Source organism: Klebsiella sp. X13 (assembly GCF_003323835.1).
GTDB classification, from domain to species: Bacteria; Pseudomonadota; Gammaproteobacteria; order Enterobacterales; family Enterobacteriaceae; genus Klebsiella; species Klebsiella ornithinolytica.
On record NZ_CP030874.1, the window covers coordinates 1,304,697 to 1,324,272 of the forward strand.

Sequence of the window (19,576 nt, forward strand, 5' to 3'; positions counted from 1 at the left end):
CGCACCTGCAACCTGAAAGACGACGAGTATGATGGAAGGCTGGCAGCGCGCTTTCGTTCTGCATAGTCGTCCCTGGAGCGAAACCAGCCTGATGCTGGACGTCTTCACGGAAGAGTCGGGTCGCGTGCGCCTGGTAGCAAAAGGCGCACGTTCCAGACGCTCCAACCTCAAAGGCGCCCTCCAGCCTTTTACCCCCTTACTCCTGCGCTTTGGCGGGCGTGGCGAAGTGAAAACGCTTCGCAGCGCCGAAGCCGTTTCATTGGCGCTTCCGCTCAGCGGCATCACGCTTTACAGCGGTCTGTATGTCAATGAGCTGCTTTCCCGCGTGCTCGAACATGAAACGCGCTTCTCCGAACTCTTTTTCGATTATCTGCACTGTCTGCAGGCGTTGGCTGGCGCAAGCGGTACACCAGAGCCGGCGTTGCGCCGCTTTGAACTGGCGCTGCTGGGACACCTGGGCTATGGCGTTGACTTTCTCCACTGTGCCGGCAGCGGCGAAGCGGTGGATGACACCATGACCTATCGCTACCGTGAAGAAAAAGGTTTTATTGCCAGCGTGGTTATTGATAACAACACCTTTACCGGGCACCATTTGAAGGCGCTGGCTAACCGTGAGTTCCCGGATAGCGACGCGCTACGTGCCGCAAAGCGCTTTACCCGTATCGCCCTGAAACCGTATCTTGGCGGTAAACCGCTAAAGAGCCGGGAGCTGTTTCGCCAGTTTATGCCCGCCCGCGCGGCGCGAGCAGCAGATAAAACGAATAACGATCAATGAGGATTGTCATGGCTGAATTACTGTTAGGGGTCAATATTGACCATATTGCGACACTGCGTAACGCTCGCGGCACGGCCTATCCGGATCCGGTGCAGGCGGCCTTTATCGCCGAGCAGGCTGGCGCCGACGGGATTACCGTGCACCTGCGCGAAGACCGCCGTCACATTACCGACCGCGATGTGCGTATCCTGCGCCAGACGCTGGATACCCGAATGAACCTGGAGATGGCGGTCACCGAAGAGATGCTGACCATCGCCTGTGAGACCAAACCGCACTTCTGCTGTCTGGTTCCGGAAAAACGTCAGGAAGTGACGACGGAAGGCGGTCTGGATGTGGCGGGTCAGCGCGACAAAATGCGCGATGCCTGCACGCGCCTTGCCGATGCCGGTATTCTGGTCTCGCTGTTCATCGATGCCGATGTTGAGCAAATTAAGGCTGCGGCGGACGTCGGCGCGCCGTATATCGAAATCCATACCGGTTGCTATGCGGATGCCGAAACCGACGCCCGGCAGGCCGTAGAGCTTGAGCGTATCGCCACGGCGGCCGCCTATGCCGCGAGCCTGGGCCTCAAGGTTAATGCCGGTCACGGCCTGACCTACCATAACGTGCAGGCGATCGCCCGTATTCCGGAGATGCATGAGCTGAACATTGGTCATGCGATCATCGGTCGTGCGGTGATGAGCGGCCTGAAAGAAGCGGTTGCCGAGATGAAACGCCTGATGCAGGAAGCTCGCGCGTAATGGCTATTCTGGGGCTGGGTACCGATATTGTTGAAATTGCCCGTATTGAAGCGGTGATCGCCCGCAGCGGCGATCGTCTCGCCCGGCGCGTGCTCAGCGACAACGAGTGGGCGATATGGGCACAGCACCAGCAGCCGGTTCGTTTTCTGGCAAAGCGTTTTGCGGTGAAAGAGGCGGCGGCGAAAGCCCTGGGGACCGGTATCCGTAACGGTCTGGCTTTTAATCAGTTTGAGGTTTACAACGACGAACTGGGCAAGCCTAAGCTACGGCTGTGGGGCGAAGCGAAGAATCTGGCGGAGCGTCTGGGCGTCAGAAGCATTCACGTGACGCTGGCCGATGAGCGCCATTACGCTTGTGCAACGGTTATCGTGGAGAGTTAGCGCCCGCTGTCCGCGGTATCAGATTTTGTCCGCGTGATGCATTAGCACGAACTTGTCCCACAGCTGCTCTTCATTTTCAACGTGTGCCGGGTCTTTCAGAATCGTATTCGGGATCGGGCACACTTTCTGGCAGGTGGGCGTTTCATAGTGGCCCACGCATTCCGTGCAGCGGTCGCTGTTAATTTCATAAATGCTGTCACCCATCGAAATGGCCTCGTTAGGGCATTCCGGTTCGCACATATCGCAGTTGATGCATTTTTTGGTGATTAACAGCGCCATCGGGAAATTCTCAGAAACAACACAAACAGGGCGGGCATTATACGCCCATTTTCTGTTCACACCAGTTTTTTCACCAGCGCTTCGCTGTGCCGGATACGGTCCGGCGCATGTTCAAGATCCTGTTGAACCAGCGCCATAAACAGCAGATCGGTGAGCATCATCTGCGCGCTGGTGGAGGAGATCGCCGCGCTGCGGGTCGCCTGCTCTTCGGCGATAGTATACAGGCACTGCGTGGCCTGCTGTTGCAGGGCGTTGGGGGTGAAGCCAGTGATCGCCAGGATCCGACAGCCCACGCGCAGCGCTTCTCCGGCGGCCATATTGATTTCACGACGTTCGCCAGAGTAGGAGATAGCTAACAGCAGGTCGTCTGACGACATGGCCTGTACGGTGGCGAGCAGGGCATGCATATCCTGTTCGGAAACCGCGTTAATGCCGATCTTCATTAGCTTCCAGCTAAAATTGCGCGCCACCAGGCCGGATGCGCCAATACCGGTAATAATCACCCGGCGCGCATTCCGCAGCAGCGCCACGGCTTCCAGCAGCTTCTCTTCGCTGTTCACATCCAGCGAGGCGTGCATGGCGGCCACGTTATCCTTAATCAGTTTCTCGCCGACCAGACGCAGCGGATCGTCGCCGCGGATCTGATTATGGACCGGCACCGACTGAGGATCGGGTGCACTGGCCAGCGCTTCGCTGAGCGCCAGCTTTAGCGCCGGGAAACCCTTAAACCCCATCTTCTGCGCGAATTTCACGACGCTGGACTGGCTGACGCCTGCCTCACCTGCCAGCTGTTGCGAACTGAGGTGGCGGGTCTGGTCCGGCTGAGCCAGAATAAAGTCTGCCAGCTTCTTATCGCTTGCTGCCAGCGACGGGTAGCGCTGGCGGATGCGGATTAAACAGTTCATCGGTTTTCCTCAGGACAACTTTCGCCCTCTGCTGAAAGAATTTTGTATTCGATTATAAGAGGATTGCGGCGAATTAAAAATTCTACCGCTGAGATTTATTCACGGCGGAGGAACTGCCTCAACGCAGGCTTAACGTCAGCGGATGTTTTCTCTGTTTATGGCACAAGACTGTTAAGCTAGCGGTATCAGAGACAAAATTCGATAAAAAGAGGTCAGGTTTGAAGAGCAGCACGCAGCGAGTGGTTTTTTTTGATCTCGATGGAACGTTGCATCAACAGGATATGTTCGGCAGCTTCTTACGGTACGTCTTGCGTCACCAGCCCCTGAACCTGCTGCTGGTTGTACCGCTGTTGCCGGTGATCCTGGCAGGACTGGCGGTAAATGGCCGGGCGGCGCGCTGGCCGATGAGCCTGCTGCTGTGGGCATCGACGTTCGGACGCAGTGAGCGCGCGCTAAAGCGGCTTGAGGCCGACTTTGTCCGCTGGTTTCGCCAGCGCGTGACGGCTTTTCCGGTGGTGCAGGCCCGGCTGTCGGACTACCTGACCCGGCACGATGCTGACGTCTGGCTGATTACCGGATCGCCGCAATCGCTGGTGGAACAGGTCTACGGGGATACTGCCTGGCTGCCCAGGGTGAACATCATCGCCAGTCGGATGGAACGTCGCTGCGGAGGCTGGGGGCTGTCGCTACGCTGTCTGGGCCATGAAAAGGTGGTGCAACTGGAGCAGAAGATCGGTGCGCCGCTGCAGCTGTACAGCGGCTATAGCGATAGCGAACAGGATAATCCGCTGCTTCATTTTTGCCAGCACCGCTGGCGGGTCACCCCGCAGGGCGATCTCCACCAGTTAGAATAGTGTGCAATGTCTGTCGGCCATGTATAATGCGGCCCGCTTTTTCCGCAGGAGTGCCCGTTTTGTCTGACCATGAACTGAACGATGAATACTGGATGCGTCACGCCCTGACGCTGGCTAAACGCGCCTGGGAAGAGGGCGAAGTGCCGGTCGGCGCCGTGCTGGTGTACAACAATCAGGTTATCGGCGAAGGGTGGAACCGGCCTATCGGGCGTCACGATCCTACGGCGCATGCCGAAATTATGGCGCTGCGTCAGGGGGGACTGGTCCTGCAAAACTATCGCCTGATTGACGCGACGCTGTATGTCACGCTTGAACCCTGTGTGATGTGCGCGGGTGCGATGGTGCATAGCCGGATTTCACGGCTGGTATTTGGTGCCCGGGATGCAAAAACCGGCGCGGCCGGCTCGCTAATTGATGTTCTGCACCATCCGGGTATGAATCATCGGGTGGAGATCAGCGAGGGGATTCTGGCAGAGTCGTGCTCAGGTATGCTCAGCGACTTTTTCCGCTGGCGGCGGGAAGAGAAAAAAGCCTTAAAAAAGGCGCGTCGGGTCGAAGACGCTTAGTGTCCCAATCCGGGAATCTTCAGCCTGGCGTTGTCGACTAACGATTCCGCGCGAAACTGGAAAAAGGGGAGCGCCCGCTGTTCTTTATCCAGTTCATCCGGCATCACCGCCGGATAGTCCCCGGCCAGCGCCAGCCGCTGTTCATCCTTTCTCTCTTTCTCCGACAGGTAGCCCACCAGGCTGATGTGGTATTTGCGGATGTTCTCGACGTAGGCGTATGCCTCGTGACCGCGCGCGTAGCCATATTTCAGCCGGCTGTAATAAGGTTTCTGACTGAGCAGCGGCAGGCGCTGCTTGACGTCCGCCCAGCTGTCGGGATTGCCTTTCTGTTTTTTGGTCAGTGAGATAGCGTCCAGAATATGGGCGTATCCCATATTGTAAGCCGCCAGCGCAAACCAGATTCGTTCATCTTTGGGGACCGAGTCCGGGATTTTATTCATCATATCCTGCAAGTAGCGCATACCGCCGCTGAGGCTCTGCTCCGCATCGGTACGATCGGTTAATCCCAGGCTCTGCGCGGTATTGCGGGTCAGCATCATCATGCCGCGCACCCCGGTGGGCGAAGTAGCCTGCGGATCCCAGTGCGACTCCTGCCATGAAATGGCCGCCAGCAGGCGCCAGTCGATCTGGCGCGCGTATTTCTCAAACATCGGCTGTAGGTCCGGCAGAATATTATCGACGGCGCGCAGGAACGTCCGGGTGTCGACATAATCGAAATCGTTGCCGTGTCCAAGGTATTTTTCTTCCAGCCGCGCCAGGGTGCCGTCTTCATTCATATTGTTGAAGAAATCCAGCATCGCCGCCGAAAGCGAGTTGTCCTCGCTCCTGGCGCTAAACCAGGTCACCGGCTGCTCATCGCTGATATCCAGAGCGACCGCCAGTTCCGGATGGACTCGCTGGAACAGACTAATGGCCACCGAATCCGCAATGGTGTAATCCACTTCGCCATCGATAACCGCCTGCATCAGCGCTGTCGTCCCGCGCTTTTCATCCACGCGCCAGCCGAGATCCGGGTATTTATTTCCTTTTAGTGTCTGCAGGTCGTTAATGGCGACGTGGCCCGGGGCAATCACCAGCTGCTCCGCCGTGAGGTTGGCGAGGCTGCGTGGGCGCGTGTTGCCCACCCGGTAGACCAGCTGTTGCGACACCGAATAGTAGCCCGGCCCGGCCTGATAGTTTTTGACCCGTTCTGAGTTGTAGACCAGTCCGGCAGCTAACATATCGGCATTACCGTTATCGAGGTCATCAAACAGCTGACTGATATTCTGGCGGACGGTCACTTTCAGCTTGACGCCGAGGTAATCGGCAAACTGTTCCGCCAGCTCGTAATCCAGTCCGTAGGTTTTGTTATTGATGGTCGCGAAGGTGAGCGGCGAATTGATGGTGCTGATGCGCAGCTCGCCGCGCGCCATAATTCCGGCGACACGGTTCTCCGGCTTTCCTGACCACGGGATCGACGGCCACAGGGCGGCCGCCAGCAATAAGGTCACAATGCCGATGAGCAGATAATTAATCTTTAATTTTTTCAGAGAGTTAATCTTCTGCAGCTCTGTGTTCCTCAGCAGGCTATTAGCGAATAAAGTTAAAAGAGAGTCCTCGAATGAGCGGCATTTTGCTTAAGAATGCGTCAGTTGGCAACTTATTCGCGAGGAAGGTCACATTAATTGATAAACCAGGGGAATGATTTTATTTCCACGCAAACGGTTTCGTCGAGGCTCAGGATTCACTATAATGGCGCCCGTTTCCCCCCTGGCTCATATTGAAAGCTGCGAAGACGAGAGACTTATGATGGAAATTTTGCGTGGTTCACCTGCACTGTCGGCATTTCGTGTTAATAAACTGCTGGCACGTTTCCAGGCGGCCAACCTGCCGGTTAGCACAATATATGCAGAGTATGTTCATTTTGCCGAACTGAACGCGCCGTTAAGCGGTGATGAGCGTGAGAGGCTGGCACGACTGCTCAAGTATGGCCCAAACTTAAACAGCCATACCCCAACCGGTAAATTACTGCTCGTCACCCCCCGCCCTGGCACCATCTCCCCCTGGTCTTCTAAAGCTACCGATATTGCCCATAACTGCGGCCTGTCGCAGGTTGTGCGTCTTGAACGCGGCGTGGCGTACTATGTGGAAGCCACTACGCTGAGCGAAGAACAATGGGCCGCTGTCGCGAGTGAACTCCACGACCGGATGATGGAAAGCGTCTTTGACGCGCTGGAAGAGGGCGAAAAGCTGTTCGCTCAGCATCAACCGACGCCGGTGACCAGCGTCGATCTGTTGGGTCAGGGACGTCAGGCGCTGATTGACGCCAACCTCCGTCTGGGGCTGGCGCTGGCGGAAGACGAAATCGATTATCTGCAGGATGCGTTTACCAGGCTTGGCCGCAACCCGAACGACATCGAACTGTATATGTTTGCCCAGGCGAACTCCGAGCACTGCCGCCACAAGATTTTTAACGCCGACTGGGTCATCGACGGCGAACAGCAGCCGAAGTCGCTGTTTAAGATGATCAAAAATACCTTTGAGAAGACCCCGGACTACGTTCTCTCCGCCTATAAAGACAACGCCGCGGTCATGGAAGGTTCTCAGGTAGGGCGCTTCTTCGCCGATCGCGAAAAAGGCCGCTATGACTACCATCAGGAAGACGCCCATATCCTGATGAAAGTGGAAACGCACAACCACCCGACGGCCATCTCTCCGTGGCCGGGTGCGGCGACCGGATCCGGCGGTGAAATCCGCGATGAAGGGGCAACCGGTCGCGGAGCAAAACCGAAAGCCGGTCTGGTCGGTTTCTCAGTCTCTAACCTGCGGATTCCCGGCTTTGAACAGCCGTGGGAAGAAGATTTCGGCAAGCCGGATCGTATTGTGACCGCGCTGGATATCATGACCGACGGCCCGCTGGGCGGCGCCGCGTTTAACAACGAATTCGGTCGCCCGGCGTTGAACGGCTATTTCCGTACCTATGAAGAAAAAGTGACCAGCCACAACGGCGAAGAGCTGCGCGGGTACCACAAACCGATCATGCTGGCGGGCGGTATTGGTAACATTCGCGGCGAGCACGTGCAGAAAGGCGAAATTACCGTTGGGGCGAAACTGATTGTCCTTGGCGGCCCGGCGATGAATATCGGCTTGGGCGGCGGGGCAGCCTCTTCGATGGCATCCGGTCAGTCCGACGCGGATCTTGATTTTGCCTCGGTGCAGCGCGATAACCCGGAAATGGAACGCCGCTGCCAGGAAGTGATCGACCGCTGCTGGCAGCTGGGCGATGCAAACCCGATTCTGTTTATCCACGACGTCGGCGCGGGCGGTTTGTCTAATGCCATGCCGGAACTGGTCAGCGACGGCGGTCGCGGCGGTAAATTCCAGCTGCGCGATATCCTGAGCGATGAGCCGGGGATGAGCCCGCTGGAAATCTGGTGTAACGAATCCCAGGAACGCTATGTGCTGGCGGTCGCGCCGGAACAGCTGCCGCTGTTTGACGAGCTGTGCCGCCGTGAGCGCGCACCGTATGCGGTGATCGGTGAAGCCACCGAAGAACTGCATCTCAATATGAGCGATGCTCACTTCAACGACCAGCCGATCGACCTGCCGCTGGATGTGCTGCTGGGCAAAACGCCGAAAATGACCCGCGATGTGCAGACCCTGAAAGTGAAAGGCGACGCGCTGGATCGTCGGGATATCACTCTCGCCGATGCGGTGAATCGCGTGCTGCACCTGCCGGCGGTTGCAGAGAAAACGTTCCTTGTCACCATCGGCGACCGCACCGTAACCGGGATGGTGGCGCGCGATCAGATGGTCGGCCCCTGGCAGATTCCGGTAGCAAACTGCGCGGTAACCACCGCCAGCCTCGATAGCTACTACGGCGAAGCGATGGCGATTGGCGAACGTGCGCCGGTTGCGCTGCTGGACTTTGCCGCCTCTGCTCGCCTGGCCGTCGGTGAAGCGCTGACCAACGTCGCGGCAACGCAAATTGGCGCGTTAAATCGCGTGAAACTTTCCGCAAACTGGATGGCCGCAGCGGGTCATCCGGGTGAAGATGCCGGTCTGTATGAAGCGGTAAAAGCGGTTGGCGAAGAGCTGTGTCCGGCTCTGGGACTGACCATTCCGGTGGGTAAAGATTCGATGTCGATGAAAACCCGCTGGCAGGAAGGCAGCGAGCAGCGCGAGATGACTTCGCCGCTATCGCTGGTGATTTCCGCCTTTGCCCGCGTGGAAGATGTGCGCCATACCGTGACGCCGCAGCTCTCCACGGAAGATAACGCCCTGCTGCTGATTGATTTAGGCAAAGGCCGTAACGCGCTCGGCGCCACCGCGCTGGCGCAGGTTTACCGTCAGCTGGGCGATGTTCCGGCCGACGTACGCGATGTCGCGCAGCTGAAAGGCTTCTGGGATGCGATGCAGGCGCTGGTGGCCGATCGTAAGCTGCTGGCTTACCACGACCGCTCTGATGGCGGCCTGCTGGTAACCCTGGCTGAGATGGCCTTTTCCGGCCACTGCGGCCTGACGGCAGATATTGCCGCGCTAGGTGACGATCGTCTGGCGGCGCTGTTTAACGAAGAGCTGGGGGCGGTTATCCAGGTCCGTGCCGCGGATCGCGAAGCGGTTGAAGCGCTGCTGGCTTCTCATGGCCTGGCAGACTGCGTCCACTACCTGGGCCAGGCGACGGAAGGTGACCGCTTTGTCATCACCGCTGAAGGGCATCCGGTGTTCAGCGAAAGCCGCACCACGCTGCGTATCTGGTGGGCAGAAACCACCTGGCAGATGCAGCGCCTGCGCGACAACCCGGAGTGCGCCGATAGCGAGCACGAAGCGAAACGTCGCGAGGACGATCCGGGCCTTAACGTGAAGCTCACCTTCGATATCAACGAAGACATTGCCGCACCGTACATCGCCACCGGCGCACGTCCGAAGGTAGCGGTACTGCGTGAGCAAGGCGTTAACTCCCACGTGGAGATGGCGGCAGCCTTCCACCGCGCGGGCTTTGATGCGATCGACGTGCACATGAGCGACCTGCTGGCGGGCCGTACCGGGCTGGCTGATTTCCAGGCGCTGGTTGCCTGCGGCGGCTTCTCCTATGGCGACGTGCTGGGGGCGGGCGAAGGCTGGGCGAAATCCATTCTGTTTAACGAGCGGGTGCGCGATGAGTTTGCCACCTTCTTCCACCGTCCGCAGACTCTGGCGCTGGGCGTGTGTAACGGTTGTCAGATGATGTCCAACCTGCGTGAGCTGATCCCGGGAAGCGACCTGTGGCCGCGCTTTGTGCGTAACTATTCCGACCGTTTTGAAGCGCGCTTCAGCCTGGTCGAAGTCACGCAAAGCCCGTCTCTGCTGCTGCAGGGCATGGCCGGTTCGATGATGCCGATTGCCGTTTCTCACGGGGAAGGGCAGGTGGAAGTGCGTGACAGCGCGCATCTGGCCCAGCTGGAGAGCAAAGGTCTGGTGGCGCTGCGCTTTGTCGATAACTTCGGTAAGGTGACGGAGAGCTATCCGGCTAACCCGAACGGCTCACCGAACGGGATCACCGCCGTGACCAGCGAAAGCGGTCGTGCGACGATCATGATGCCGCATCCTGAGCGCGTATTCCGCACGGTGGCTAACTCCTGGCACCCGGAAAACTGGGGCGAGGATAGTCCGTGGATGCGCATCTTCCGCAACGCACGTAAACAGCTGGGCTAATATCCGGCGAGCTGTACAGGATCCGCCGTGTTCGCAAAGCCTTCCCGGCTGAAGCGTAATGTATCAGGCCCCCGACGTTGAGCGGGGGCTTTTCGTTTGTGACGGCGGTCGCCTGCCGGTGTCGGGAATTGCCGACAAACGCCGGTGAGGGGTGTCGCCAATTAGAGACATTTAACTTATTGATTTATATAGAGATGTAAAAACGCCTCACGATGTGTTGCTAAACGGCGACACTCTGGTTAAAAAGTCACCGCAACCGAAGTGCGGGTTAAATGTTATAAATTCATTATATTTCATTGTGTTAACAATTTGTTTTGCTATGTGGCATAGTTAATGCATAATAATACGCAGTGGCTCATTCACCTTCTTATGTCAGCCCCTTCGGGACGCGCTACATAAACTTCGAATGACGCACAACAAGGTGCCTGCCGTCCAACTTCTGATAACAGCTTTGCTTTATCAACCATCGGGCGAAACGTCGAGTTAGGCACCGCCTTATTCCATAACAAAGCCAGGCCTGTGCCTGGCTTTGTTATACTCGTCGTCTTTTGTGCTACAGGTGCGTTGGCCGCATCTGTTCACCCCGGTCACTTACTTGAGTAAGCTCCCGGGGATTCTCAGCTTTGCCGCCTTCCTGTAACTCAAAATCCATAGAGTATATTGGGTATATTCAGGTAGCATCATAGTGAGCAAATGATTGAGACCCTATCCTTGAAGCGAATCTCTCTTTTCCCCCGTTCGTTGCGTCAGCTGGTCACGCTCTCGTTTGTGTTGATTTTGCTGCCGCTGCTGGTTCTGGCCTGGCAGGCGTGGCAGAGCCTGAATGCGCTGAGCGCGCAGGCCGCGCATATTAACCGCACGACGCTTGTCGATGCCCGGCGCAGTGAGGCAATGATGAACGCGTCGCTGGAAATGGAACGTAGCTACCGGCAGTACTGCGTACTGGACGATCCGACGCTGGCGAAGGTCTATCAAAATCAGCGTAAACGCTATAGCGAGATGCTTGACGCTCATGCCGGGGTGCTACCGGACGAAAAAATCTGGCAGGCGCTGAGCCAGCAGCTGAACGACCTGGCGCAGCTCAGGTGTAAAAACAGCAGTCCGGATGCGCCATCGGGAGCCAGCCTTGAAGCCTTTGCCGCCGCCAACAGCGAGATGGTTCAGGCCACCCGAACGGTGGTTTACTCGCGCGGACAACAGCTTCAGCAGGAGATTGCCGAACGCGGGCAGTTTTTTGGCTGGCAGGCGCTGGTTCTTTTTCTGCTGAGCCTGGCGCTGGTTCTGCTGTTTACCCGGATGATTATCGGCCCGGTAAAAGGGATCGAGAAAATGATTAACCGCCTGGGAGAGGGGAAATCGCTGGATAACGCGGCGCTGTTTACCGGTCCGCGCGAACTGCGTTCCGTCGGCGAGCGTATCATCTGGCTGAGCGAACGTCTGGCCTGGCTGGAGTCGCAGCGCCATCAGTTTTTACGCCACCTTTCACACGAGCTGAAAACGCCCCTCGCCAGCATGCGGGAAGGCACGGAGCTGCTGGCCGACCGCGTGGCCGGGCCGTTGACCACGGAACAGCAGGAGATCGTCGAAATTCTCGATAACAGCAGCCGCAATCTGCAAAAACTGATTGAGCAACTGCTGGACTACAATCGTAAACAGGCCGATGGCCCGGTCCCGCGTGAAATCGTTGATATTGCCGAGCTGGTTGATAACGTTGTGGCCGCTCACAGTTTGCCCGCACGCGCAAAAATGATGCATACCGCGATTCAACTGGCGGAGCGTACCTGCCTGGCAGAACCGGCATTATTGATCAGCGTGATGGATAATCTCTATTCCAATGCGGTGCACTATGGGACTGAATCCGGTAACATTCGTATTCATAGCTACCGGCACGGCGAGCAGGTTCGTATAGACGTGATAAACAGCGGCGAACCGATCCCGCAGGCGGAAAAAAATATGATTTTTGAGCCTTTTTATCAGGGAAGCCATCAGCGTAAAGGGGCGGTAAAAGGCAGCGGTCTGGGGCTGAGTATTGCCCGGGACTGCGTCCGACAAATGCAGGGTGAGCTGAGCCTGGAAGAGAGTGAGCCCGGGCTTATCTGTTTTCGCATAACGCTACCCGCCGCTGAGCCGGGAAAAACCAACACATGAATCAACAATGGGTGAATATGTCCCACTTTTTCGTAGTGGTTCGTGCTTTCAAAGGATGGCTGTTGCCCGGCCTTTCTTGCCTGGCGCTGGCGGGGTGTTCCGCCGCTTTTTCGCCGCACACGGCAAATGACAAAGCACAACCCGATCTGCCGCAGCATCAGGTTGCGGATTTTCTCTCAGTCGACTGCGCCGATATCTGGTCGCTGAAGAGCGAAGCCAGCGATAAAAACCCGCTGTACTGGCTGCGCGGGATTGATTGTGCCGATCGTCTGGCGCCGGTTCAGGCGCGGGCGGAAGCCAGGCGGCATGATGATGACAGCTGGCAGGATGCCTTTAAGCGCGGCATTTTACTGGCGGATGCGAAGATTACGCCGGATGAACGCCGTGAACTGGTATCCCGCCTGAATACCTTCAGTCCGCAAATTGCCGTGCAGGTGCGTCCGCTGTATCAGCTCTGGCGTGATGGTCAGAACAGGCAGCTGCAGCTGGTGGATGAGCGCGCCCGTTACGCGAAGCTGCAGCAATCCAGCGATAGCGAGCTGGAGGCGCTGCGCCTGCAGGAACAGCAGCTGCGCAGCCAGCTGGAGCTAACTACCCGCAAGCTGGAAAATCTCACCGATATTGAACGCCAGCTTTCCAGCCGCAAGCCCGGAGGCAATTTTAATTCCGACGGCAGTCACAGCGGCGATAAGGTTCCGGAGGTCATACATGACGATCCGTAAACCTGCGCATTTGCTGCTGGTGGATGACGATCCGGGTCTGTTAAAACTGCTGGGAATGCGTTTGACCAGCGAGGGCTACAGCGTCGTGACCGCCGAAAGCGGCGCGGAGGCGCTGCGTATTCTGGCGCGCGATAAAGTCGAACTGGTGGTCAGCGATTTACGCATGGATGAGATGGACGGCCTGCAGTTGTTCAGCGAAATCCAGAAAGTTCATCCGGGGATGCCGGTGATTATCCTTACCGCTCACGGCTCGATTCCCGATGCGGTGGCGGCCACCCAGCAAGGCGTGTTTGGTTTTCTGACCAAACCGGTGGACAAAGATGCGCTGTATAAAGCCATCGATGATGCGCTGGAACACAGTGCGCCGGCGACGGATGAGCGCTGGCGTCAGGCTATCGTAACCCGCAGTCCGCTGATGCTGCGTCTGCTGGAACAGGCCGGGATGGTGGCGCAGTCGGACGTTAGCGTACTGATTAACGGTCAGAGCGGGACCGGGAAAGAGATTGTCGCGCAGGCGATTCATAATGCCAGCCCGCGCCACGCCAAACCTTTTATCGCCATTAACTGCGGCGCGCTGCCGGAACAACTGCTGGAATCCGAGCTATTTGGCCATGCGCGCGGCGCATTTACCGGCGCGGTGAGCAACCGGGAAGGGTTGTTCCAGGCCGCTGAGGGCGGGACGCTGTTTCTTGATGAGATCGGCGATATGCCGGTGGCGCTGCAGGTGAAGCTGCTGCGGGTACTACAGGAGCGTAAAGTGCGCCCGCTGGGTAGCAACCGCGACATCGATATCGATGTACGTATCATCTCGGCCACTCACCGCGATCTGCCGAAGGCAATGGCGCGCGGCGAGTTTCGTGAAGATCTGTATTATCGCCTGAACGTGGTCAACCTGAAGATCCCGCCGCTGGCCGAGCGCGCGGAGGATATCCCGCTGCTGGCAAACCATCTGCTGCGCCAGTCTGCCGATCGGCATAAGCCGTTTGTACGGGCGTTTTCAACCGATGCGATGAAACGGCTGATGGCAGCCAAATGGCCCGGCAATGTCCGCCAGCTGGTGAACGTGATTGAGCAGTGTGTGGCGTTGACCACCTCGCCGGTGATCGGTGATGCGCTGGTGGAACAGGCGCTGGAAGGGGAAAATACCGCGCTGCCGACCTTCGTCGAAGCGCGCAATCAGTTTGAGCTCAACTATCTGCGCAAGCTGCTGCAAATCACCAAAGGCAACGTCACCCACGCAGCAAGAATGGCGGGGCGCAACCGTACTGAATTCTACAAGCTGCTGTCGCGCCACGAGCTCGACGCCAACGACTTTAAAGAGTAGCTCCGCAGCATGGCGCAAGTTATGATACGGTAAGCAACCGTTTACGCGACTAAGAGCCTATCCCAGTAGGCGTTATTGTCGCAGGCAGTTTGAACACGGACAGCGCGGAAAAAGCGGAGCGTACACGTAGTACGTGAGGATTTTGAGCGCTGCCCAGGTTCAAAATGGCAAGTAAAATAGCCTTAATGGGATAGGCTCCAAGACAGGAAAACCATGAAAAAGATTGATGCGATTATTAAACCTTTCAAACTGGATGACGTGCGCGAAGCGCTGGCCGAAGTCGGCATCACCGGGATGACGGTGACGGAAGTGAAGGGCTTTGGCCGTCAGAAAGGCCACACCGAACTGTACCGCGGGGCGGAGTACATGGTGGATTTTCTGCCGAAAGTGAAAATCGAAATTGTGGTCACTGACGATATCGTTGATACCTGCGTGGATACCATTATCCGCACGGCGCAGACCGGTAAAATCGGTGACGGTAAAATCTTCGTCTTTGACGTCGCCCGCGTGATTCGTATTCGTACCGGGGAAGAGGACGACGCGGCAATTTAAGCCGGGCCGTATTCTGACGCATTCCCCGGTCAGCTTTGCGCGACCGGGGAATATTCCCGAATGGCGGCATCTCCGCCGCCTCCGGGTTATTTCATTACAGCACCTTATGCGGGCCAAAACATTCGTAGTGAATGTTGTCGTTATTGACGCCCAGCGCCACCAGCTGTTTCGCTGCATGTTGCATAAAGGCCACCGGGCCGCACAGATAGAACTGCATTTGCGGGTCACGCAGCGTGTCCGCCAGATCCGATAACATCATCAGACCTTCGCTGTTAAAGCGTGCCGCCTGGTGGTCGGCTTCCGTCGGCGTGCGATACCAGATATGGGAGGTGAATTTCGGCAGGCTGGCGCCGAGCGTTGCCACCTCGTCGGCAAACGCATGGACATCGCCATTTTCTGCCGCGTGGAACCAGTTCACCTGGGCCGCATGCTGCGTTTTTGCCAGCGTGTCGAGCATGGCCAGCATCGGTGTTTGTCCGACGCCGCCGGAAATCAGCGTAACCGGCGTTTCCGGCTCAACGGCGAGGAAGAAGTCACCTGCCGGCGCAGCCAGATGCACAATATCTCCTTCCTGTGAGGCGTTATGCAGCCAGTTTGATACCTGACCGCCGTTTTCGCGTTTAACCGCAATTCGGTAGCCTTTGCCGTCTGGCTTGCGGGTCAGCGAATACTGACGAATTTCCTGATATTCAAACTCCTGCGGCTTCAGCCAAATCGCCAGATACTGGCCCGGCTGATAATCCGCCACCGGCTGGCCGTCTACCGGCTCGAGATCGAAGCTGGTAATCAGGGCGCTACGCGGGGTTTTCTTCACGATACGAAACGCGCGCGTGCCTTCCCAGCCCCCGTTTTTGCTGGCGTTATCCCGGTAGATTTCAGATTCACGATGAATAAAGACATTGGCCAACACGCCGTAGGCTTTGCCCCATGCGTCAAGCACTTCCTGGCCCGGGCTGAACATTTCGTCGAGCGTCGCCAGCAGATGGCCGCCGACAATATTGTACTGTTCTGGTTTGATCTGGAAGCTGGTGTGTTTCTGGGCGATTTTCTCGACGGCAGGCAGTAGGGCAGGCAGGTTGTCGATATTGCTGGCGTAAGCGGCAATGGCATTAAACAACGCTTCACGCTGGTCGCCGTTACGCTGGTTGCTCATGTTGAAGATCTCTTTGAGCTCCGGGTTATGGGCAAACATGCGATCGTAAAAATGGGCGGTCAGCTTAGGACCTGTTTCGACGAGCAGGGGAATAGTGGCTTTAACCGTTGCGATGGTTTGGGCGTCGAGCATAGCAGCTTCCTTCGGTGTTATTTAAATGATGTATTTTATATGCATCTTATAAAAATAACCCTGCACTGTAAATGGTTCCTTAACACTTTTCCCCGTAGCGGTAACAACATGAAGAATTTGCATCACAAACCTGAAAAGAAATCCGTTGATAATCGTTGAGTCGTTATTGCTCAAAGCCTTGTGTAATGGGGAGCCAATCGTTTGCGTAAAATCCTTTGTCAAGACCTGTTATCACAGAACGATTCGGTTATACTGTGGGCCGTCGCCCAAAAAGGCCCCCCTTTTAGAGCTGTAATCTATTGTTAGCTGAGCAGGAGATGCGGATGTTAAAGCGTGAAATGAACATTGCCGATTATGATGCCGAACTGTGGCAGGCTATGGAGCAGGAAAAAGTACGTCAGGAAGAGCACATCGAACTGATCGCCTCCGAGAACTACACCAGTCCGCGTGTTATGCAGGCACAGGGTTCTCAGCTGACCAATAAATATGCCGAAGGTTATCCGGGCAAGCGCTACTACGGCGGTTGCGAATATGTTGATATCGTTGAACAACTGGCGATTGACCGTGCAAAAGAGCTGTTCGGCGCTGATTACGCTAACGTACAGCCGCACTCCGGCTCCCAGGCTAACTTCGCGGTCTACACCGCTCTGCTGCAACCGGGCGATACCGTTCTGGGTATGAACCTGGCGCAAGGCGGTCACCTGACTCACGGCTCTCCGGTTAACTTCTCAGGCAAACTGTACAACATCATTCCTTACGGCATCGATGAGTCCGGTAAAATCGACTATGCAGACATGGCGAAGCAGGCTCAGGAACATAAACCGAAAATGATCATCGGTGGTTTCTCTGCTTACTCCGGTATCGTTGACTGGGCAAAAATGCGTGAAATCGCTGACAGCATCGGCGCATACCTGTTCGTCGATATGGCCCACGTTGCTGGCCTGATTGCCGCGGGCGTTTACCCAAACCCGGTTCCGCATGCTCACGTTGTGACGACCACTACCCATAAAACCCTGGCGGGTCCGCGCGGCGGCCTGATCCTGGCGAAGGGCGGTAGCGAAGAGCTGTATAAAAAACTGAACTCTGCCGTATTCCCTAGCGCACAGGGCGGCCCGCTGATGCACGTTATCGCGGGTAAAGCGGTTGCGCTGAAAGAAGCGATGGAGCCAGAGTTCAAAGTCTATCAGCAGCAGGTTGCGAAAAACGCCAAAGCGATGGTTGAAGTATTCCTGAATCGCGGCTACAAAGTGGTTTCCGGCGGTACTGAAAACCACCTGTTCCTGCTGGATCTGGTCGATAAAAACCTGACCGGTAAAGAAGCTGACGCTGCGCTGGGCCGTGCTAACATCACCGTCAATAAAAACAGCGTACCAAACGATCCGAAGAGCCCGTTTGTGACCTCCGGTATCCGTATCGGTTCTCCGGCGGTAACCCGTCGCGGCTTTAAAGAAGCGGAAGTGAAAGAGCTGGCCGGCTGGATGTGCGACGTGCTGGACAACATCAATGACGAAGCGGTCATTGAGCGCGTGAAGGGTAAAGTGCTGGATATCTGTGCACGCTTCCCGGTTTATGCGTAACGTTTAACGACGTAAGCGTAAAGAAAAAGGCCGCCAGTGCGGCCTTTTTTACGTCCGGCGTTCAGAGGTTAACGACGGTCGAGGGAGATAGCGCCCGGGCCAGTGATGGCCAGAAGCAGGAAGGCTCCAGCTATACTGATGTTTTTGTAGAAGTTAATCATATTGGGAAGTACGGCATCACCGCTCATATCCCAGTAATGATGGCCAATGACGGCGGTACCGAGGGTGTAAAAAATAAAGATCACCGCCAGCGGACGGGTGAAGAAACCCAGGATAATCAGGATTGCCGCCGGCACCTCCATCACAATCGCGATAATCGCCGCTAACGTCGGAAGCGGAGCGCCGGAGGAGGCCATATATTGTACCGTACCGCTAAAGCCCATCAGTTTGGGATAGCCAAATATAATAAACAGCAGTACGACGGCAATACGGGCGATCAGCAGCAGAACGGAACGGGAAGAGCCAAAGTCGAAATAGCGTAGTGTGTTCATAATCAATCCGTTGTGAAGGTGCGTGATTTAAACGTAATACACAATTTTGTGATCTGCCACATACCTTGTGCGATCAACGTAATGTCTGCAGTTGCTCTTCCACGTACAGATAGCCAATGCCGAGCAGTTGCTGTTGACGACTCAGCTGTCCGAAGCCGATTTGCGTTGCTCTGGTGCGCGGCGCGTCACGATGATCGAAAGGGTTAAAGCCTGTCTGCCTGATGATGGTATTCAACCACTCTTCGCCAAATCCGCAGCTGCGGCCGTACAATAAGATATTGTTTATATTTAAGATGTTAAGAAAGTTGTAGAGGCTGAGCCCGATGGCATTTGCGGAGTCTTCCACCCATGTATGAAGGCGAGAATCACCCTGCTGCCATTTTTCGATCAGGGCATCGATGGTCAGCGCCTCTGGATTATTGGCGAGATCGGGCTGTGTTTTAAGCCATATCCGCGCCTGTTTTTTCAATGCGCTCAGTGATGCCACCGTTTCCAGGCAGCCATAGCGTCCGCAGTCGCAGGCAACGCCATCAGGATTGATAATGGTGTGTCCAATCTGGCCGCTGCCATAAAGGCTACCGCGCCAGACCTGGTCGTTGATGACAAATGACGAACCAATGCCGTAATCGACGTTGATGACGCAGAAGTCGCGATACTGTCCCTCATTTTGCCATTTTTCCGCCAGCGCCAGCATGACGCAGTCGTTGTCGACCATTACGCGGACATTGAGTTTTTCTTCCAGCAGATATTTCATCTCCACGGGTTGCTTCCAGGGAGCCTGCGGCATGGTCTGTGATACTCCCGTTCCCGCATCAACCTGCCCATGAACCGCCAGCGCCAGATTGATTTTCTGCCTGGGCCAGTTCTTACGGTACTGATGCCAGCATTTCTCAATCGCTGCCAGCAGTGCATGAGGCGTTGGGGCGTCAATGGCGTGGTATTCGACGTCGCCTTTCGCACTCAGACAGGCATTTCCAAGCTGGCATTCGATACTGGTGGGCGTGATGTTCATACACAGGGTCCAGTCGCCATCGGGCGCAATAAGCCAGGCGCCGCTGCTATGACCGCGGGCCAGATGCTCATCCTGTACATTGACCACGCGTCCTTCCTCTTCCAGCTCCTGGAGGATATTGCTGACCGCGGGAATTGAGATTTGCGCCAGCCGCGCGAGCGACGATTTACTGGCTCGTTTTTTGCGGTACAGATACTCCAGCAGCACACCCTTGTTGTAATGGCGGATTTGCTGATTGTTAATGCAGGCTTTCATAAACTAAACCTTGTTAACTAAATTGCGTGATTATTGTG

At 56.4% G+C, this 19,576-nt stretch carries 17 protein-coding genes; 11 read left to right on the forward strand and 6 right to left on the reverse strand.

All coding sequences use genetic code 11. The features are described from left to right. Positions 1 to 31: 31 nt before the first annotated feature. From recO to acpS, 3 genes are read left to right on the forward strand one after another with little or no spacing between them, the layout of a single operon-like run. On the forward strand, positions 32 to 775 hold the full coding sequence (gene recO / locus DSD31_RS06395; protein ID WP_032686559.1) for a DNA repair protein RecO: 744 nt from the start codon (positions 32 to 34) through the stop codon (positions 773 to 775). Positions 776 to 783: 8 nt separating this feature from the next. Beyond that, positions 784 to 1,515, forward strand: a complete 732-nt coding sequence (gene pdxJ / locus DSD31_RS06400; RefSeq protein WP_113990907.1) for a pyridoxine 5'-phosphate synthase — start codon at positions 784 to 786, stop codon at positions 1,513 to 1,515. Beyond that, positions 1,515 to 1,895: a holo-ACP synthase gene (gene acpS / locus DSD31_RS06405; RefSeq protein ID WP_004866442.1), complete on the forward strand. Its 381-nt coding sequence runs from the start codon at positions 1,515 to 1,517 to the stop codon at positions 1,893 to 1,895. Before pdxJ ends, acpS begins: the two co-directional genes overlap by 1 nt. Positions 1,896 to 1,913: 18 nt before the next feature. On the opposite strand, the gene DSD31_RS06410 is transcribed toward acpS, so the two are convergent. Then, the gene (locus DSD31_RS06410; protein WP_004866440.1) at positions 1,914 to 2,174 is read right to left on the reverse strand and encodes a YfhL family 4Fe-4S dicluster ferredoxin; all 261 of its coding nucleotides are present in this window, start codon (positions 2,172 to 2,174) and stop codon (positions 1,914 to 1,916) included. A gap of 56 nt (positions 2,175 to 2,230) precedes the next feature. Next, positions 2,231 to 3,079: a MurR/RpiR family transcriptional regulator gene (locus tag DSD31_RS06415; protein WP_004866439.1), complete on the reverse strand. Its 849-nt coding sequence runs from the start codon at positions 3,077 to 3,079 to the stop codon at positions 2,231 to 2,233. 281 nt (positions 3,080 to 3,360) lie between these two features. Here DSD31_RS06415 and yfhb point away from each other — a divergent pair, with 281 nt between their 5' ends. Beyond that, complete coding sequence (gene yfhb, locus DSD31_RS06420) at positions 3,361 to 3,933, forward strand: phosphatidylglycerophosphatase C (protein ID WP_230132538.1); 573 nt, start codon at positions 3,361 to 3,363, stop codon at positions 3,931 to 3,933. A gap of 59 nt (positions 3,934 to 3,992) precedes the next feature. Then, positions 3,993 to 4,499 (forward strand): tRNA adenosine(34) deaminase TadA, encoded by a 507-nt coding sequence (gene tadA / locus DSD31_RS06425; protein ID WP_004866434.1) that lies wholly within the window; start codon positions 3,993 to 3,995, stop codon positions 4,497 to 4,499. Here the strand turns inward: tadA and mltF are convergent. Beyond that, a complete protein-coding gene (gene mltF, locus DSD31_RS06430; RefSeq protein WP_071824599.1) occupies positions 4,496 to 6,064 on the reverse strand; it encodes a membrane-bound lytic murein transglycosylase MltF in 1,569 nt (522 codons plus the stop codon). The two genes, tadA and mltF, sit on opposite strands and share 4 nt — an antisense overlap. A 220-nt stretch (positions 6,065 to 6,284) precedes the next feature. Here mltF and purL point away from each other — a divergent pair, with 220 nt between their 5' ends. The 5 genes from purL to glnB all read left to right on the forward strand — a co-directional run bounded on the left by purL (position 6,285) and on the right by glnB (position 14,918). Beyond that, positions 6,285 to 10,172, forward strand: coding sequence for a phosphoribosylformylglycinamidine synthase (purL, locus tag DSD31_RS06435; protein WP_065907415.1), 3,888 nt, complete (start codon positions 6,285 to 6,287; stop codon positions 10,170 to 10,172). Between the two features lie 711 nt (positions 10,173 to 10,883). Next, complete coding sequence (locus DSD31_RS06445; RefSeq protein ID WP_113991381.1) at positions 10,884 to 12,320, forward strand: sensor histidine kinase; 1,437 nt, start codon at positions 10,884 to 10,886, stop codon at positions 12,318 to 12,320. Between the two features lie 17 nt (positions 12,321 to 12,337). Next, positions 12,338 to 13,042: a two-component system QseEF-associated lipoprotein QseG gene (gene qseG / locus DSD31_RS06450; RefSeq protein WP_032718077.1), complete on the forward strand. Its 705-nt coding sequence runs from the start codon at positions 12,338 to 12,340 to the stop codon at positions 13,040 to 13,042. After that, positions 13,029 to 14,366, forward strand: coding sequence for a two-component system response regulator GlrR (glrR, locus tag DSD31_RS06455; RefSeq protein WP_004866424.1), 1,338 nt, complete (start codon positions 13,029 to 13,031; stop codon positions 14,364 to 14,366). Before qseG ends, glrR begins: the two co-directional genes overlap by 14 nt. Positions 14,367 to 14,579: 213 nt before the next feature. Continuing rightward, entirely contained in the window at positions 14,580 to 14,918 is a 339-nt protein-coding gene (gene glnB / locus DSD31_RS06460; RefSeq protein ID WP_002914032.1) for a nitrogen regulatory protein P-II, read from the forward strand. A gap of 94 nt (positions 14,919 to 15,012) precedes the next feature. On the opposite strand, the gene hmpA is transcribed toward glnB, so the two are convergent. Further along, positions 15,013 to 16,203 carry an NO-inducible flavohemoprotein gene (hmpA, locus tag DSD31_RS06465; RefSeq protein WP_032718065.1) on the reverse strand — a complete coding sequence of 397 codons (1,191 nt, stop codon included), beginning with the start codon at positions 16,201 to 16,203 and terminating at the stop codon, positions 15,013 to 15,015. Between the two features lie 323 nt (positions 16,204 to 16,526). On the opposite strand from hmpA, the gene glyA reads away from it, so the two are divergent. Next, a complete protein-coding gene (gene glyA / locus DSD31_RS06475; RefSeq protein ID WP_004866418.1) occupies positions 16,527 to 17,780 on the forward strand; it encodes a serine hydroxymethyltransferase in 1,254 nt (417 codons plus the stop codon). A gap of 68 nt (positions 17,781 to 17,848) precedes the next feature. Here the strand turns inward: glyA and DSD31_RS06480 are convergent, their stop codons facing one another. Together DSD31_RS06480 and DSD31_RS06485 are read right to left on the reverse strand one after the other, a co-directional pair. Then, positions 17,849 to 18,271 (reverse strand): DoxX family protein, encoded by a 423-nt coding sequence (locus DSD31_RS06480; RefSeq protein WP_004866416.1) that lies wholly within the window; start codon positions 18,269 to 18,271, stop codon positions 17,849 to 17,851. Between the two features lie 73 nt (positions 18,272 to 18,344). Continuing rightward, positions 18,345 to 19,538 carry an ROK family transcriptional regulator gene (locus tag DSD31_RS06485; RefSeq protein ID WP_113990908.1) on the reverse strand — a complete coding sequence of 398 codons (1,194 nt, stop codon included), beginning with the start codon at positions 19,536 to 19,538 and terminating at the stop codon, positions 18,345 to 18,347. Between the last annotated feature and the right edge of the window lie 38 nt (positions 19,539 to 19,576).

What these genes read in the sequence shown, in the direction of transcription:
- DSD31_RS06480 (WP_004866416.1), bottom strand. Translation starts at nt 18,271, where the DNA reads ATGAACACACTACGCTATTTCGACTTTGGCTCTTCCCGTTCCGTTCTG.
- purL (WP_065907415.1), top strand. Translation starts at nt 6,285, where the DNA reads ATGATGGAAATTTTGCGTGGTTCACCTGCACTGTCGGCATTTCGTGTT.
- glrR (WP_004866424.1), top strand. Translation starts at nt 13,029, where the DNA reads ATGACGATCCGTAAACCTGCGCATTTGCTGCTGGTGGATGACGATCCG.
- glyA (WP_004866418.1), top strand. Translation starts at nt 16,527, where the DNA reads ATGTTAAAGCGTGAAATGAACATTGCCGATTATGATGCCGAACTGTGG.
- qseG (WP_032718077.1), top strand. Translation starts at nt 12,338, where the DNA reads ATGTCCCACTTTTTCGTAGTGGTTCGTGCTTTCAAAGGATGGCTGTTG.
- acpS (WP_004866442.1), top strand. Translation starts at nt 1,515, where the DNA reads ATGGCTATTCTGGGGCTGGGTACCGATATTGTTGAAATTGCCCGTATT.
- yfhb (WP_230132538.1), top strand. Translation starts at nt 3,361, where the DNA reads ATGTTCGGCAGCTTCTTACGGTACGTCTTGCGTCACCAGCCCCTGAAC.
- recO (WP_032686559.1), top strand. Translation starts at nt 32, where the DNA reads ATGGAAGGCTGGCAGCGCGCTTTCGTTCTGCATAGTCGTCCCTGGAGC.
- DSD31_RS06415 (WP_004866439.1), bottom strand. Translation starts at nt 3,079, where the DNA reads ATGAACTGTTTAATCCGCATCCGCCAGCGCTACCCGTCGCTGGCAGCA.
- DSD31_RS06410 (WP_004866440.1), bottom strand. Translation starts at nt 2,174, where the DNA reads ATGGCGCTGTTAATCACCAAAAAATGCATCAACTGCGATATGTGCGAA.
- hmpA (WP_032718065.1), bottom strand. Translation starts at nt 16,203, where the DNA reads ATGCTCGACGCCCAAACCATCGCAACGGTTAAAGCCACTATTCCCCTG.
- pdxJ (WP_113990907.1), top strand. Translation starts at nt 784, where the DNA reads ATGGCTGAATTACTGTTAGGGGTCAATATTGACCATATTGCGACACTG.
- glnB (WP_002914032.1), top strand. Translation starts at nt 14,580, where the DNA reads ATGAAAAAGATTGATGCGATTATTAAACCTTTCAAACTGGATGACGTG.
- DSD31_RS06485 (WP_113990908.1), bottom strand. Translation starts at nt 19,538, where the DNA reads ATGAAAGCCTGCATTAACAATCAGCAAATCCGCCATTACAACAAGGGT.